The organism is Niastella sp., from assembly GCF_045805085.1.
Taxonomy (GTDB): Bacteria; Bacteroidota; Bacteroidia; order Chitinophagales; family Chitinophagaceae; genus Niastella.
The window spans coordinates 1-16,268 of sequence record NZ_JBJMLX010000435.1; the positions used below are offsets into that span (position 1 = coordinate 1).

Annotated in this window: 18 protein-coding genes; 12 read left to right on the top strand and 6 right to left on the bottom strand. The window is 45.1% G+C overall.

All coding sequences use genetic code 11. The features are described from left to right. Positions 1-620: chloride channel protein (locus ACJ751_RS22885; RefSeq protein WP_407747856.1), on the top strand; the 620-nt coding region annotated here is incomplete at its 5' end. 180 nt (positions 621-800) lie between these two features. Next, entirely contained in the window at positions 801-1,502 is a 702-nt protein-coding gene (locus ACJ751_RS22890; RefSeq protein ID WP_407747857.1) for a DNRLRE domain-containing protein, read from the top strand. A gap of 85 nt (positions 1,503-1,587) precedes the next feature. Here ACJ751_RS22890 and ACJ751_RS22895 read toward each other — a convergent pair whose 3' ends face one another. Both ACJ751_RS22895 and ACJ751_RS22900 read right to left on the bottom strand, forming a co-directional pair. Continuing rightward, the gene (locus ACJ751_RS22895; RefSeq protein ID WP_407747858.1) at positions 1,588-2,574 is read right to left on the bottom strand and encodes an alpha/beta fold hydrolase; all 987 of its coding nucleotides are present in this window, start codon (positions 2,572-2,574) and stop codon (positions 1,588-1,590) included. Positions 2,575-2,604: 30 nt separating this feature from the next. Then, a complete protein-coding gene (locus tag ACJ751_RS22900) occupies positions 2,605-3,000 on the bottom strand; it encodes a DoxX family protein (RefSeq protein ID WP_407747859.1) in 396 nt (131 codons plus the stop codon). Positions 3,001-3,248: 248 nt separating this feature from the next. Here ACJ751_RS22900 and ACJ751_RS22905 point away from each other — a divergent pair, with 248 nt between their 5' ends. From ACJ751_RS22905 to ACJ751_RS22935, 7 genes are all read left to right on the top strand, one after another. Beyond that, positions 3,249-4,019 (top strand): helix-turn-helix domain-containing protein, encoded by a 771-nt coding sequence (locus ACJ751_RS22905; protein WP_407747860.1) that lies wholly within the window; start codon positions 3,249-3,251, stop codon positions 4,017-4,019. Between the two features lie 76 nt (positions 4,020-4,095). Next, a complete protein-coding gene (locus ACJ751_RS22910) occupies positions 4,096-4,521 on the top strand; it encodes a VOC family protein (protein ID WP_407747861.1) in 426 nt (141 codons plus the stop codon). A gap of 77 nt (positions 4,522-4,598) precedes the next feature. Then, positions 4,599-5,069, top strand: coding sequence for a redoxin domain-containing protein (locus ACJ751_RS22915; protein ID WP_407747862.1), 471 nt, complete (start codon positions 4,599-4,601; stop codon positions 5,067-5,069). A 1-nt stretch (position 5,070) separates the two neighbouring features. Continuing rightward, on the top strand, positions 5,071-5,595 hold the full coding sequence (locus tag ACJ751_RS22920) for a DsbA family protein (RefSeq protein WP_407747863.1): 525 nt from the start codon (positions 5,071-5,073) through the stop codon (positions 5,593-5,595). Then, positions 5,592-6,383 carry a DUF481 domain-containing protein gene (locus tag ACJ751_RS22925; protein WP_407747864.1) on the top strand — a complete coding sequence of 264 codons (792 nt, stop codon included), beginning with the start codon at positions 5,592-5,594 and terminating at the stop codon, positions 6,381-6,383. Before ACJ751_RS22920 ends, ACJ751_RS22925 begins: the two co-directional genes overlap by 4 nt. 46 nt (positions 6,384-6,429) lie before the next feature. Beyond that, positions 6,430-7,749, top strand: a complete 1,320-nt coding sequence (locus ACJ751_RS22930) for a DEAD/DEAH box helicase (RefSeq protein ID WP_407747865.1) — start codon at positions 6,430-6,432, stop codon at positions 7,747-7,749. A gap of 318 nt (positions 7,750-8,067) precedes the next feature. After that, positions 8,068-8,523: a cold-shock protein gene (locus tag ACJ751_RS22935; protein ID WP_407747866.1), complete on the top strand. Its 456-nt coding sequence runs from the start codon at positions 8,068-8,070 to the stop codon at positions 8,521-8,523. 28 nt (positions 8,524-8,551) lie between these two features. Here the strand turns inward: ACJ751_RS22935 and trxA are convergent, their stop codons facing one another. Together trxA and ACJ751_RS22945 are read right to left on the bottom strand one after the other, a co-directional pair. Next, on the bottom strand, positions 8,552-8,851 hold the full coding sequence (gene trxA / locus ACJ751_RS22940) for a thioredoxin (RefSeq protein ID WP_407747867.1): 300 nt from the start codon (positions 8,849-8,851) through the stop codon (positions 8,552-8,554). 4 nt (positions 8,852-8,855) lie between these two features. Continuing rightward, positions 8,856-9,785 carry a DnaJ C-terminal domain-containing protein gene (locus ACJ751_RS22945; protein WP_407747868.1) on the bottom strand — a complete coding sequence of 310 codons (930 nt, stop codon included), beginning with the start codon at positions 9,783-9,785 and terminating at the stop codon, positions 8,856-8,858. A gap of 247 nt (positions 9,786-10,032) precedes the next feature. Here ACJ751_RS22945 and katG point away from each other — a divergent pair, with 247 nt between their 5' ends. After that, the gene (katG, locus tag ACJ751_RS22950) at positions 10,033-12,306 is read left to right on the top strand and encodes a catalase/peroxidase HPI (RefSeq protein WP_407747869.1); all 2,274 of its coding nucleotides are present in this window, start codon (positions 10,033-10,035) and stop codon (positions 12,304-12,306) included. A 151-nt stretch (positions 12,307-12,457) separates the two neighbouring features. Here katG and ACJ751_RS22955 read toward each other — a convergent pair whose 3' ends face one another. After that, positions 12,458-13,294, bottom strand: a complete 837-nt coding sequence (locus ACJ751_RS22955; RefSeq protein WP_407747870.1) for a hypothetical protein — start codon at positions 13,292-13,294, stop codon at positions 12,458-12,460. 211 nt (positions 13,295-13,505) lie between these two features. Between ACJ751_RS22955 and ACJ751_RS22960 the strand changes: the two genes are divergently transcribed. Further along, entirely contained in the window at positions 13,506-14,459 is a 954-nt protein-coding gene (locus ACJ751_RS22960) for a YihY/virulence factor BrkB family protein (protein WP_407747871.1), read from the top strand. 45 nt (positions 14,460-14,504) lie between these two features. Here ACJ751_RS22960 and ACJ751_RS22965 read toward each other — a convergent pair whose 3' ends face one another. After that, positions 14,505-14,714 (bottom strand): hypothetical protein, encoded by a 210-nt coding sequence (locus tag ACJ751_RS22965; protein ID WP_407747872.1) that lies wholly within the window; start codon positions 14,712-14,714, stop codon positions 14,505-14,507. A 157-nt stretch (positions 14,715-14,871) separates the two neighbouring features. Between ACJ751_RS22965 and ACJ751_RS22970 the strand changes: the two genes are divergently transcribed. Continuing rightward, the gene (locus ACJ751_RS22970) at positions 14,872-16,032 is read left to right on the top strand and encodes a threonine aldolase family protein (protein ID WP_407747873.1); all 1,161 of its coding nucleotides are present in this window, start codon (positions 14,872-14,874) and stop codon (positions 16,030-16,032) included. Positions 16,033-16,268: the final 236 nt, after the last annotated feature.

Consider the following 16,268-nt stretch of genomic DNA (forward strand, 5'->3'; position numbering starts at 1 on the left):
TGGCAGGTTATTTCTTTTCTGAATTATCCCATACGATCAAAAACTACAGCAATCGCTTTATAAAGATCATATGGCTGATCCCGGTAATAGGTGGAATCATTATTATCGGTCTAACATTCGCCTTGGGCACCAGGAATTATCTCGGGTTGGGCGTTACCAATCCCGATCCCCATGGCGTTTCTATTGTATCCGCATTCACGCCCGGTGGCGCCACCTGGTTTAGCTGGTTTTGGAAGATCCTGTTCACGGCTATCACCCTTGGGATGGGTTTTAAAGGCGGAGAAGTAACACCGCTGTTCTTTATCGGCGCTACATTAGGTAATACCATTGCCGTGTTGACCGGTGCGCCTATCGATCTGATGGCCGGGTTGGGTTTTATTGCAGTGTTTGCGGGCGCTACCAATACGCCCATTGCCTGTACCATTATGGGGGTTGAACTCTTTGGCGGCGATTATATTTTATATTATGCCATTGCCTGTTTTACTGCCTATTATTTCAGCGGTCATACCGGTATTTATTTGTCGCAACGGCTTGGCCTTTCAAAAACGCAGGAGGAGGATTCTACTTTTAATACAACGCTGAAGCAGATCCGGGAGAAGCGGATCAATAAAGGCAAATAGCGCTTTCACTCACATCAACTTTCATTATAATTTCAAACTACAACGTTATCGGTCAAAACAACGCGCTTATAGCCTAAACTGCGCGCTTACTAATTCGTTAGATGTATTTAAACAGTATAGAAAAAACCTGTTTAAATTGTTGCCCATATTATATCTGTATTTGAAACTAAATTTTCGTTTATGAAATCTTATCCCATTCTTAACATGCCGGTAATACTGGCTATTACGCTCCCGTTGATCATTATAAGCTGCAAAAAAGATGTAAAATCAGCACCACCCGCCGAAAAAGCAGCACACAAAACAATCGTATTACGGGCAGAGCCGACCACAGAAACAGCGGCCAATATTGAATTAAACGTTGGTGTTTTGAATAGAAACACTAACTGGTCTGCCAACCCTGCACAGGAGTTAGATTGTCTCGCCTGGACTGTTTCAGGTGATCCTACTGTGCTGAGGCCTTTAATGCGGTTTTCCGCGCTCCCTTGCTGTGGCAGTTCAACACCACCAACAAGCGCGTACCTTACACTTTTCTCACATCCGGCTCCCGGAAACGGAGACCGCGTTCACGCCAATTATGGAACAAACAATGCGTTTTATATCCGGCGGGTAACAAGTCCCTGGTCATGGAAAACTGACTCTACTACCTGGTTTAACCAACCGCCTACCACTACTGCAGGACAGGTACTCATTCCGCATACCAATGCGCAATTCCTGGACCTGATACATATTGACGTTACACAAATCATAAGGGACATTTACATCAACGGCAATTATGGTATTATGATGCAGTTGCAAAATGAAAATTACTATAATTCGAGAATATTTTGTCACAGCGCTTATCCCGATGTTAACAAACGTCCCTACCTGACCATTGTTTTTTAATTACGAATAGCAAAAAGCCCTATCCACCAGTTGGCGGATGGGGCTGAAGACCAACAGTCTCTTTAATTCTCAGGTGACCCTGAATTTACTTAGTAAACCCATCCGCCTCAACTATCGCATCTGAAAAAGCTTTTGGTGCTTCCTGCGGCAGGTTATGACCAATACCGCCTGTTATATTGTGGTGTGCATATTTGCCTTTGAATTTAGCCGCATAGTTGGCTGGGTCTGGATGAGGCGCACCATTGGCATCTCCTTCAAGGGTAACTGTTGGCACGGTAATAACCGGGAATGCAGCGAGTTGTTTCTCCAGGTCGTCGTATTTGGCTTCACCCTGAGCCAATCCCAGCCGCCAGCGATAATTATGAATGGTAATGGCCACATGATCGGGATTGTCAAACGCGACAGCTGATTGCGCAAAAACCGCATCGGTAAAGTGCCAGTCGGGGGAAGCGGTTTGCCAGATCAGTTTGGCAAAATCACGGCGGTTGGCTTCATATCCTTTTTCGCCGCGTTCGGTGGCAAAGTAATACTGGTACCACCACGACAATTCCGCTTTGGGCGACAAGGGCGCCTTATTGGCCTGCTGACTGCCGATCAAATAACCACTCACCGACACCAGGGCTTTTGTACGTTCCGGCCAAAGAGCGGCCACAATATCGGCAGTACGCGCGCCCCAATCGAACCCGCCAATGATGGCTTTGTCAATTTTCAAGGCATCCATAAAGGCGATCACATCTGTCGCCAGGGCGGCCTGTTGTCCGTTACGTGGCGTGGCCGCATCGAGAAAACGGGTGGTGCCATAACCACGCAGATAAGGAACATACACATGGTATCCTTTAGCCGCTAATAAAGCCGATACCTCTTTATAACTATAGATGTCGTAGGGCCAGCCATGCAACAAAATAACCGGTTGTCCACTGGGCGCTCCTGCTTCGGCATAGCCAATATCGAGCACGCCTGCTTTTATTTGTTTTATCATGTCGAAGTTATTTTGCGCCTGTAAAAAATTAGCCATAAGACTAAATACAGCTGCCATTAAAAAACGGCCACGAATGATGTTTGAAGGTTTCATGCTATTATAATGATTTATAGTTTTAATAATTTAGTGGGCGGCCACCGTAACAGTTGCTTGGGGGTATAATTTCCGGAACATGACATAAGTTAATGAAACCATTGCAAAGGCAATGATGGCATCAACGGTTGCTGCAAAGCCCAGCACACTTAATTTCGAAAAGAAGGCAAAAGTGATATCGAAGAAGATGCCGGCAAAAACCCATTCTTTTAATTTAAGTAATTTGTTTGGCGTTAACAGCACCAGCACACCAGATATTTTGGCAACACCTAAAATGTAAATGAAATGTGCAGGATAGCCCAGTTGTAAGGTAATGTCCCATACGAGCGGATTTTTTGTCAATTCACATACGCCGCTGGTTCCAAACCATAAAGAAGTTAAAATTACGCCTGCCCAGTAGATTGCTTTTGTTGATCTTGATTTCATGTTTGTTGGTTTTGTGTTTATTGATGACACAAAGATGGGCCGCCAGACAGGGCGGTAAAAGCAAAAAACCGTGAAGTAGGCGAATTGGGAGATGGATTAGACAAACGACGCTACGAATAACGATAGCGTTTATTACCCGTTTATAGAGATCGTTAGGTTTTGATTATGATGGCTCAAGATACTCGGTGAAAGAAATGCTTCTGGCCAGTTTCCATTATCTTTGACCATTCCTGGTCAATACCGAAACAATGAAAGTAAGCCAACCATTGCCTTGCGAAAAGATCAGCAACTATGTAGACAGGATCCTGGTTATCGAGGAAGTGCTGGTCACCAATCCATTTACCTTACCCTTGTATGCCAATGGGTCGCCTACCCTTTTATTTCAAACCGCCAAAGGAACCATTCAGAATAACACCAACAACCTCACACTGTTTGGACAAACCGTTTTCCCCGAAACACTGACTATTCGCGATAACTTTACGCTCATCGCTTATTTCTTTAAACCCTTTGCGTTATTTAACCTTTTTGGCGTTTCGGCCCAGGAACTCACCAATAGCCCCATCGACCTGAACCTGCTGGATGCGGCCACGACCAGGCAACTGCAGGAACAGCTGTTGAATGCGGGATCCACAACAGCCATGCTTGCCCTGCTGGATGAATACGTATTCAGCCTGATCACGAAAACCAAAGCCGATTGCCAGTTGATCCGCTTTGCCACCCTGGCCATTGCGCAGAATGCCTCCAAAGATGCCCTGTTAAAAGTGCAACAGGAATTGCATATTACCGAACGCACCTTTCAACGGATGTTTGAAAAGAACATCGGCATCGCCCCCAGCCTGTTCAGACGTATTTCCCAGTTCAACAACGCCTTTCAACAACTCAACGGCCGCCAGTTCAGCAAACTCAGCGATATCGCCTTTAACAACGGCTATGCCGACCAAAGCCATTACATTCGCGCTTTTAAGGAATTTACCGGCATTACGCCCAAAGAGTACCTGAAATTTGGCCAGTCGGAATAATGTCGGGTTTGTTCTATTTTGGCGGTCTGCTCCGCCGTTATTTTGTGTTATCAATTAAAACACAAATAACAAGAATATGAATAATCAAATTTATCCCTGCCTGTGGTTCGATGGACAAGCTCAGGCCGCCGCTACTTTCTATTGCGCAATTTTCAAAAATTCCAAGATCACCGCCGACAACCAGATGGTGGTAACCTTTGAACTGAATGGCAAAAAATTCATGGGCCTGAATGCCGGTCCGCAGTTTACATTCAATGAAGCCGTGTCCTTTGTGGTGGATTGTGAAACCCAGGAAGAGATCGACTATTACTGGGAAAAATTAACCGCGAACGGCGGCAGCGAAGGCCAGTGCGGCTGGTTAAAAGACCAGTTCGGGGTAAGCTGGCAAATTGTGCCTGCCGTTCTTCCCAAACTGTTAAGCGATCCTGCCAAAGCACAAAAAGTGATACAGGTGTATATGCAAATGAAAAAGTTCGATATAGAAAAGTTGACAAATGCCTAAAAAAGATAATAGAAAGTCAGTGCGGCAGCCGTGCTGACTTTTTTCATTAAATCGGTAAGTTTGTACAAATCATTAATATGCTTCCTATCCAATCACAAGCGCCCGATTTTGAATTATATGCTACTCCCGACCAAAAGATCAAATTAAGCAGCCTGCAGGGCAAAAGGGTTATTCTCGCTTTTTATCCCGCCGACTGGAGCCCGGTATGCTCTGACCAGATGGCGTTGTATAATGAAATGCTCGAATATTTTCACAAAGCCAATGCGCAGGTCATAGGTATTTCAGTAGATGGGAAATGGTGTCATATGTCATTTTCGGCCGACCGGAAATTACATTTCCCGCTGTTAGCAGATTTTGAACCCAAAGGCGCCGTTGCAAAGGCCTATGGCGTGTACAATGAGGAAATCGGCGAATGCCAAAGAGCGCTGTTCGTAATCGATGAAAAAGGGACCATTGCCTGGAATTATCTGTCGCCCGTGGGCGTAAACCCCGGCGCTGATGGCATTATGGACGCCCTGGAGGAAATGGATAAAACCAAAAAAGCTTAAAATGCCCTTACGAACTCCCGTAAACGAAACAGATTATCTTTTTGGTTCAATGAACGCTCCTATTGAACTGGTTGAATATGGCGATTATCAATGTCCCCATTGCGGCAGGGCGCACCCGATTGTAAAGGACCTGCTGCAACAGGTGGGCCAGCAGGTGAAATTTGTATTCCGCAATTTCCCGCTTTCTAAAATTCATCCCCAGGCGCGGATGGCGGCTTTGGCAGCAGAAGCCGCCGGATTGCAAAACAAATACTGGACGATGCACGATATTCTTTACGAAAATCAAAAACGACTGCATCACACAGCCTTGCTGGAATATGCCGCCGGCATTGGTTTACAAATGGACCAGTTTACGGTAGATATGGAGCGGGAAGACCTGGCCACAAAAGTGGATAGCCATTTTTACAGTGGCATGCGCAGCGGCGTAAGCGCCACGCCCACATTTTTTATCAATGGAGAAAAATATACAGGCAGCTGGGAAAACGACGATCTTTTACAATATCTCAAAAGTTCTTTTCCTCTATGAAGCTAAAAACACTTCCTGTATTAACAGGTATGCTTTTTCCCGTCCTGGTACATGCGCAGATCCTCAACATCGACAAAACCGATACGACGGATTATGTGCACCATGCTAAATTTGATCTTAATTTAAATACCGGTTTGGAAATAGACCGGCAAAGAACCGTTCTGTACGATGCTACCAATACGGCAGAAGCCATGTTGCAGCAGTACAAAGAATTGTTTATACTGGCAGCCAGTTACCGGTTCACCTATAATGGACCCGATGACATTCTAAACGCCGGTTTCGTTCACCTGCGTTACCGGCATAACTATAAAAACAAATTACAACCCGAGCCTTTTTTGCAATATCAATGGGATAATAAACGCGGCATCGAACACCGGACGCTGGCCGGCGCCAATCTCAGGTATAATATCACTAAAGGACAACGCTTTGAGTTTAATTGCGGTTTGGGATTGATGTATGAAGAAGAGAAATGGGACTATGTGGGGGTGGATTCTGCAAAATTACCAACCGATGTTACACCCATCACCAACTACTTTACGAAAATCAACTCTTATATCCGCTTTACCTGGGACCCTAATAGCAACAACGATATCACCTTCAATGTATTTCTGCAAACCCGCCCCGACCGTTTTAAACCCCGGATTGCGCCCCATGCCCAATGGAATGTAAAGGCAGGCAGGCATGTTGCTTTATCCGTTTCCTTCACCGGATTATACGACACTGCCCCGGTGGTACCTATTGAAAAGTTTTATTTCAGTTTGAGCAATGGGGTATTGCTGAATCTGTAGTAAGCTTTCTCCCGCAAATCCCTTGAAATTGACGTACTTTCGCCGAATGGCGGAAACTATATTTTCTATTGAGAACACGCTTTCGAATTTACAGATTGATGAGTTGAATGAGATGCAGCAGGCATCTTTGGAAGCCAATAAAACTTCCAATGCGGTGATCTTGCTGGCCGATACCGGTTCTGGAAAAACGCTGGCATTCCTGTTACCCCTAACCCAATTACTGGATAAACGGCCTGTAACCCAGGCTTTGATCATAGTGCCCTCGCGGGAACTGGCCCTGCAAATTGAGCAGGTATTTAAAAAAATGGGAACTGGTTTCAAGATCACCTGTTGTTATGGCGGTCATAAGCGGGAAACAGAAGAAAACAACCTGTTGCAGGCTCCGGCCCTTATTGTAGGCACACCGGGCCGGTTGGCCGATCATATCCGCCGCGGCAATATTACTACCACCCATATTGAAACCCTGGTGTTGGATGAGTTTGATAAATCGCTGGAACAGGGGTTTGATGAAGAAATGTCGTTTATTATAAGTTCGCTACCTGCCCTGAAGAAACGGATCCTGACTTCAGCCACCGAAGCGGTAGAAGTGCCGGATTTCGTGGGTTTGCAAAACCCCGTTAAAATAAACTTTTTAACCGGGGAGAAATCAGCCGCCCTGGCTGTTCAAATGGTATGGAGCGACGGTAGGGATAAATCCGAAACGTTATTCAAACTGATCTGCCACCTGGGCAACCGTTCTACCATCGTTTTTTGTAACCAACGCGAATTTGTAGAGCAGGTAAACGCCTTTTTGAAAGATAAAGGCATAGTGAGTGTATTTTACCACGGGGCTATGGAACAGCGCGACCGTGACGTGGCCTTATGCAAGTTCCGCAATGGCAGTTCCAATGTTTTGGTGACCACCGACCTGGCTGCCCGCGGACTGGATATTCCCAACATCCGTTACATTGTACATTTTCAACTCCCCACTTCGCAGGATTCGTTTACACATCGCAACGGCCGCACTGCCCGCATGGATGCCAGCGGTACCGCTATTTTAATGCTGGCGCCACATGAACATTTACCTGAATATATTACCCCCGAACCTGCCACCATTGACTTACCGCCAGATGCCGAGTTGCCGCAAAAACCCGTATGGACAACGTTCTTCATTGGTGCTGGCAAAAAAGACAAAGTGAATAAAGTAGACATTGTAGGCTTTTTCACCAACAAAGGACAACTGAAGAAAGAAGATATCGGGTTAATTGAGGTAAAGGATTTCTTTTCTTTTGTAGCTATCCGTAAATCAAAAGCCAGCCATACCCTGCATACGATCAAGGAGGAGAAGATCAAAAACAAAAAGGTGAAGATCGATATAGCGAAGTAGGGTGCTGTATGGCCCCTTCATATATTACTCATTTCCCCGGCAAAAATCAAGCATTTCCCCTATACATATTGTTTTAACAAATCAATAAATGCAGAAAGGTAAAGGCTTCGAAAAATCAATAAATTTTTGTACCTTTACCAGTATTCATTTGAGCTTCGCATATTGTATTGGGCTTCATTCGGTAAAAGCCAGGTCTATTTCCTTACTTATTGCTTTACTCAGATATTACAATCCGTAGATTATTAAACTATTAGTCTGCACAATTAAAACGCACGAAACAAAAAATCCTGCTCAGTCAGGAATCACGAAAAAATAAATATGTCAAAATCACAAGAAACATTTAACAAGAAAGAAAGAGAAAAAAAACGCCAGAAAAAACAGCAGGACAAGCTGGAGAAAATGCAGGAACGCAAGAATAACAAGGAAAAAGGCAAGAGCCTTGATGATATGATTGCATACCTTGATGAAAATGGTAATTTAACCTCTGTTCCGCCCGATCCAAGGAAAAAGAAAGTATTCCGCCAGGAAGAAATGCAGATCAGTATTCCCAAACAGGAAGAAAGACCAGCAAATGAAAAAAGAACCGGAGTGGTAAGCTTTTTTAACGACCACAAAGGGTTCGGATTTATCAATGACAGCCTCACCAAAGAGCGAATTTTTGTACACGTGAACGAGCTATCAATCGCAATAAAAGAGAATGACAAGGTTACTTTTGAAGTACAAAATAGTCCTAAGGGCCCGGTTGCATTAAATGTAGAGCTGGTAAAACCCTGATAATTTCCCTTTATTAGGGTTCTCCTGACTACACATGTTGTTTAATCAGATCAACCAACTGTTTTTTGCTGGCAACACCTGATTGCCGCCAAACGGGCCTGCCATTCCTGAATAATATCAGGGTTGGCACGCCACTGATCTGGTAAGCCTGCGCAATGGCGGGCATTTTATCTACATCTATCTTGATGATGCGGGCGCTGTCGCCGATCTCTGATTTTACTTCTTTTAACACCGGCGCCTGTACTTTACAGGGGCCACACCATTCGGCAAAAAAATCAACCAGCACCGGTTTATCTTCGTTCAATACACTTTGAAAATTCTCTTTCATACCACTAGTTTTTTTGTTTTTTAAAACTATCCTGCAGTTTTTTTATCAGCTCTTTTTGCTCTTCAGTAAATGAATCGGGCAATTTGGCTTCCACTTTTATATACAGGTCGCCAACGCCCTGCTCATTATAAACAGGCATTCCTTTTCCTTTCAACCGTAGCTTTTTACCGTTTTGCGATCCTTCGGGAATAGTGATGGTCACTTCACCTGAAAGAGTTGTAACCGGCACTTTGCCGCCCGTCATCAGCGTAAACACATCTACGGGTACATCTATGTGCAGATCGTTACCGGTTCTTTTAAATACGTGGTTCGGTTGTATATGCACTGTGATGAACAGGTCGCCGGCCTTGCCTGAACGGCCCTTCATACCCTTACCCTTCGATTTCAACACCAGCCCTTCATAAGCGCCCGGTTTTATTTTAACCTTAAGCTTTTCGGTGCCCAGGTCAATAATGCGTTCGGTGCCGGTAAAAGCTTCCTGCAATGTTATAGTTGCTTCGCCTTCAATATTCCGGCCCGGCATTTCCTGTTGAAAGCCGCTATAGCTTCTTTCACTTCCACCGCCGCCAAAAAAGGAATTGAAGAAGTCAGAAAACCCTCCACCACCAAAAAGGTCTTCGGCGTTACCGTTATATTCATAATAGTTTTGTCCGCCCCGCTGGCCACCATAACCGCCGCCGCCCGCACCACTAAAATCTGCGTGCTCATACTGTTTCCAGTTGGCGCCCAGTGTATCGTATTTTTTACGTTTTTCGGGATCGCTTAGCACTTCGTTGGCTTCGGTTATTTCCTTGAATTTTTCCTCGGCTTTTTTATCCCCCGCATTTTTGTCGGGGTGATACTTAACAGCCAGCTTGCGGTAAGCCTTTTTTATCTCGTCTTGTGAAGCAGTTTTATTTACTCCCAATACTTTATAATAGTCTTTATATTCCATTATAATCTGCTGTTTTGTAATTGAATTGTTTCAAATACTGTACCTTTTCATAAAGTACCTAACAGGCGCATTGACAAAAGTCAAATTGGCATAAAACACATAATTAAAATAACATTTTGTCCCCTTCTGCCAATATAGGTTTTACCTATCAATTTATAGAATTAATTGATTTCGCTTATTTCCTCAAAGTCCTAATTTTAGCACCCCTACCCAACAAAGCAATTGTTCTTTCAATAAACTTATAACAATGGAAAAAGACTCAAATGACATCAGTAAATGCCCCTTTCACAATGGCAGCCTAAAACAGAATGTTGGCGGTGGCGGTACGCGCAATCGCGACTGGTGGCCCAACCAGTTAAAGTTGAACATCCTGCGTCAGCACTCAGAGAAATCGAATCCCCTGGGCGAAGACTTTAACTATGGGGAAGCTTTTAAAAGTCTTGACCTGGAAGCAGTAAAAAAAGACCTGCATGCCCTGATGACCGACTCACAAAGCTGGTGGCCTGCGGATTTCGGGCATTATGGTCCCCTGTTCATTCGCATGGCCTGGCACAGTGCCGGTACTTACCGGGTATTTGATGGCCGCGGTGGCGCCGGTTCAGGCCAGCAACGTTTTGCGCCCCTGAACAGCTGGCCCGACAACGTGAGTCTTGATAAAGCACGCAGACTGCTGTGGCCTATTAAACAGAAATATGGAAACAAGATCTCCTGGGCCGATCTGTTGATCCTTACCGGCAATATTGCCCTGGAATCGATGGGTTTTAAAACGTTTGGCTTTGCGGGCGGACGCCCCGATGTGTGGGAACCGGATGAAGATGTGTATTGGGGTGCTGAGAACACCTGGCTGGGTGGCGACATCCGTTATGCGCATGGTTCGCCTGGTGTAGTGGAGGGACATGGCGTTTTATCGTCCGACGAACCTGCTGATGGCGATGTACACAGCCGCAACCTCGAAAAACCGCTGGCTGCGGTGCAAATGGGTTTGATCTATGTTAATCCCGAAGGTCCGGACGGAAATCCAGACCCGATTGCTGCCGCAAAAGATATTCGTGATACGTTTGGCCGTATGGCGATGAATGATGAGGAAACTGTTGCCCTTATTGCGGGTGGACACAGTTTTGGTAAAACCCATGGTGCGGCGCCCGCTACCCATGTTGGTAAAGAACCTGAAGCTGTTGACCTGGAAATGCAGGGCCTTGGCTGGAGCAACAGTTATAGATCCGGTAAAGGCGCTGATACCATTACCAGCGGTTTGGAAGTTATCTGGACAAAAACGCCTACCAAATGGAGCAACAACTTCTTTGAGAACCTGTTTGGGTTTGAATGGGAGTTGACCAAAAGCCCCGGCGGCGCCCACCAGTGGGTGGCTAAAAATGCAGACAGCATTATCCCCGATGCGTATGATGGCGCCAAAAAGCATTTGCCTACGATGCTTACCACTGATCTGTCTTTACGGTTCGACCCGATATATGAAAAGATCTCCCGGCACTTTTTGGAAAACCCCGACGCATTTGCCGACGCATTTGCACGCGCCTGGTTTAAATTAACGCACCGCGATATGGGTCCGCGTGCCCGTTACCTGGGTGCTGATGTACCGAAGGAAGAATTGCTTTGGCAGGATCCTATCCCTGCAGTGAACCATCCATTGATCGATGATAAGGATGTAGCCGCCCTGAAAGAAAAAGTACTGGCATCAGGATTGTCGGTTTCAGAACTGGTTTCCACTGCCTGGGCTTCGGCTTCTACTTATCGCGGAACCGATAAACGCGGTGGCGCAAACGGCGCCCGTATTCGCCTGGCCCCGCAAAAATTCTGGGTGGTGAACAATCCACCGCAATTACAAAAAGTATTGAGCAAACTGGAAGCGCTCCAACAGGAATTCAATGGCGCGCAAACCGGTGGTAAAAAAGTGTCACTGGCCGATTTGATCGTACTCGCTGGTTGTGCCGGGATAAAAAAAGCAGCTAAAGATGCCGGCTATGACGTAACCGTTCCGTTTACGCCTGGTCGTATGGATGCTACGCAGGAACAAACAGATGTGGAATCTGTAGGCTACCTGGAACCGCAAGCCGATGGTTTCCGTAATTACCGCAAAACAAGATCGCATGTGTTGACCGAAGCATTGCTGATAGATAAAGCGCATTTACTTACCCTAACCGCACCTGAGCTTACCGTACTGGTTGGTGGCATGCGCGTACTGGATACTAACTTCGATGGTTCAAAAAATGGCGTATTCACGGTACATCCCGGCAAGCTCACCAACGATTTCTTTGTAAACCTGCTCGACATGAACACAGCGTGGAAGGCGGCTTCTGAAGACAGGGAACTGTATGAAGGTACCGACCGTACAACCGGCAAAGTAAAATGGTTAGCTACCCGCGCCGACCTGGTACTTGGTTCTAACTCAGAACTGAGAGCCATAGCCGAAGTATATGGAGCAGCAGATGCGAAAGAGAAATTTGTAAAGGACTTTGTGGCGGCGTGGAATAAAGTGATGAATCTGGATAGGTTTGAGATTTGAGTTGACCAGTTGATCAGTTGACCAGGAGGGAGAAAGAAAGGTTGGAATTTCGCGAGCCCTTTCACGTTTGACGTTTCACGACTGAACTACCTATAAAGAAGCCCCGGTAATAAATGCCGGGGCTTCTATTTTTACTTAATCACTACAGGCATTAAGGAACTGCCGATGTTGTTGTCTGATTCACTATCGGCCATACGCCAGGCGTTGGCACACTCACGCCTTTCGTATTACCGCGTTTTGATGAATCGGGTCCAAAATAATATAAGGGCCAGCCTCTGTAGGTGAGCTGGTTTTTACCGAACACATTGATCTTATTAAAGTCAGCCGAATTATACAGCGAAGGTACTCCCTGCACAGCGCCCAACGAATCTATCGGCCAGGTTGCGTTGTTGCTGAAATCTGACTTGGTGTATTTATTGACGTTGAACCGGTCATTTTTAAAAGCATACAGCGTGTGGCCATACGCATCCGTAAGGTAAGGAGTGCTTTCATCGCCTTCCACGTACTTGCTGGTATAATGCTTCCCATCGTTCCCTATTAATTGGGTATAAGCCAGCATTACTGAATAATCAGGTTTGGCGGTAAACCATTTGCCACCAACGGCTTCCCCTTTTACATCTCCTGCCACTGAATCTTTGGCATAGTAATACAAGGGCCAGCCCTTATAGGTTGTTTGAGGTTTGCCGTCTGCGCGGGTAATGCTGCCAAAATCAGCACTGGCCAAACCGGCAGGCAAATTAGGTGCGTCTACATAAAATACAGGCCATGCGGTGACACAACCGCCACTGCAGGCTGATTGCCCATTGGCATCATTTGAAAAGAAATACAGTGTTTTTCCATTGACATCAGTAAGGATGCTACCCAACTGATTGTTTTGTTTAAGTTGTACATTATTAGTCACAGCAGGCAGTTCATCATGATCATGAGTACAGGCGGCAGTTAGCAATAAAAGGCCACCCCCTACACATAGAAGAAGGGAACGTTTCATAATAGGATTTTTTCTTTGATTATTAAAGGAACAGGGGTCGCAGAGCGCTCTGCAACCATTACACTCAGGTAAACTGAATAAGGATACGCGGAAGGATGCCTGCGGGTTTCCTTGACCGGGTAAAAAAATTAAAAAGCTGTTAAACTGGGGATATCTTTTGTAAAAGGCCATGGTATAATTTTTTAGGCTGTATTATCTATGGCTTGAACCGATGAAGAAAATAAAGACCATAGGACAGGTACTGGTACAGTCCTTTAAAAATTTTATGGGTGACAAGATCCTCAAATTGAGTGCCTCCCTTGCCTATACCACCGTTTTTTCTTTTGGGCCGTTACTGGTTGTGATTATTTTTCTGTGCAGCATCTTTTTAGGACAGGAAGCCGTTCAGGGAAAGATCTATAACCAGATGAAACAGTTTGTTGGCCCTGATGCGGCACTTCAACTGCAAACAATCATTAAGAACGCTTCCTTAAGCGGGAAGGGAACATCAGCGGCTGTAATAGGTATAGTAACACTGTTGTTCAGCGCAACGGCGGTCTTTGCTGAAATACAGGATTCCATCAACACCATCTGGGGTTTTAAGGCAAAGCCGCAAAAAGGCATCTGGCAGTTTGTAAGGACCCGGTTCCTCTCTTTTTCTATTGTTATCAGCCTGGGCTTCTTATTATTGGTGTCGCTTGCGGTGACCACTATTGTGGAAGGCCTGAGCAACCGGTTGAAAAGCCACTTCCCTGATGTAACGGTTATTGTATTTTATATTTTGAACCTGGTGATCTCATTTTCAGTGATCACTGTTTTGTTCCTGCTGATCTTTAAAGTGCTGCCCGACGCCAAAACAAAATGGAAAGATGTACTGCCGGGCGCTATCGCCTCCAGCGTATTGTTTATGATCGGTAAATTCGGGATCTCCTTTTACATTGGCAAAAGCAACATCGGCACTACCTATGGAGCAGCAGGCTCGTTGGTGATCTTGTTATTATGGGTGTATTATTCTGCGATCATTTTATACCTGGGCGCTGAGTTTGCCCTGGCCTGGAGTGCACATAAAGGTTCATCCCTTCAACCCAATGATTACGCGGTATCGTTAAAGAAAGTTGAAATAGAAACAGACAAGGATAATAATACTACGGTAAAAGAAACTAAAAAAGAGCCGGAGGCTAAATAAAAAAGGCCGCACCTTATTCAGGATGCGGCCCGTATTCATCTTTTATTATTTATTGTCGTCTCCTTCCCCATCAACATACTCTTCCCCTTTTTCTTCTATATTTTTCCTTTCTTTATTCAGCAGGGAACTAAGTGGTCCTTTCATATTTTCCTGGGGATCAGTTTTGTGAAGGGTTTCAGGATCAGGTTGTGAAACCGGGTTGTCCTTCTTTTCCTCCGCCTGCTTGTTGAGGTCTTTCTTTTTATTGTCTTCCATAATCAAGCTTTACTTATTATGAAAAAAATTATGCCACGCTATGGTTTTTTAAGGTTCGTTAAAATAGTATTCAATTTTAAGATATATAAACGGATGGGCAAGGCCGGTACTAACTCATAATATTTTTATTAACTTCCGAAAAACCAAACGCTTTTATATGGCCCCAGTAAACAGAAGAGATTTCCTGAAAAATTCCGGTCTGGCTACTCTGCCCCTGTTAGTTGCCAATCCCGTTTTGGCAATGGGTACCGGTCACAAACGATCACCCACGGCTACCCAGGCTGTTAAGTTCCTTGGCGACGGAGAAATGTTTGAACCAGCGGATTACCTGAACATCTTGCAACAGGCAACCATTGTTCGGGATTCCTATGGCGCCGGCGGATCGGTAGAAGCACTCGAAAAAAAGTTTGTTGAAATAACCGGAAAGGAAAAAGCGGTGTTTATGCCCAGTGGCACTATGGCCAACCAGCTGGCTATTGCCGTACTGAGCGGTGAAAACAGCAAGGTGTTTGTACAGGATACCAGTCATGTTTACCGGGATGAAGCTGATGCGGCACAAACTGTTTATCAAAAAAGACTGATGCCACTGGCTAAGGATGAACCATTTTTCACCGCGCAACAACTACAGGCAGCGGTGGAAGCCATTCCCGCGGAAGAAGTGTTTAAAACGGGCGTGGGCGCCGTATCGATAGAAAACCCAGTCCGCAGAAGCAATGGACGCATGGTGCCTGTTGAAGAATTAAGAAAGATCAGCACGTACTGCCGCGCCAACAATATAAAACTGCACCTCGATGGGGCCCGGATCTATCTGGCCGCTGCCTGGTCGGGCATTTCCGTAAAAGAATACGCCTCGTTGTTTGATACCATTTATATTTCATTATACAAATATTTTGGCGCTGCAGGCGGGGCCGTGCTTTGCGGCGATAAAGCTGTGATTGATAAAATGCCGCACCTCATAAAAGTGCATGGCGGTAACATGTATGGTAACTGGACCAATGCCGCCATGGCCCTTCACCGGCTTGAAGGTTTTGAAACCCGCATGAAAAATACCGTACAAAAAGCCAATGAGTTATTTGATGCGTTAAATAAAATTCCCGGCATCACTATTAAAGCCCTGCCTGGTGGCACCAACATGTACAGTTTTGCATTATCCCCTAAAATAGAGATCACCAAACTAAGAGACGCATTAAATACCAACTATAATATTCGCATTGGACGCGTGAACGAAAAAAACGAAGGTTTTCTATCAGTAAATGAAACCCTGTTGTACCAGGACAATAACTATATTATTAATGCTTTTAAGAAAAGTATGGGATAAACAAAAAGAAGCTGCCTCAAAAATAAAAGTCCCCCTTTGATTTAAACTTTATGAAGTAAGAAGTAGGAAATAGGAAATTTACGAGCTTCGTACTTTCTGCTTCTTACTTCCTACTTCACTGGTGTTTTATACTTTTTTCGGTTGTTCAATATTGGGCAGAAAACCGGTAATAATACCCAACAAAGGCAAAAAGGCACATACATGGAACACATAGTTTACACTGGTTATATCAGCCA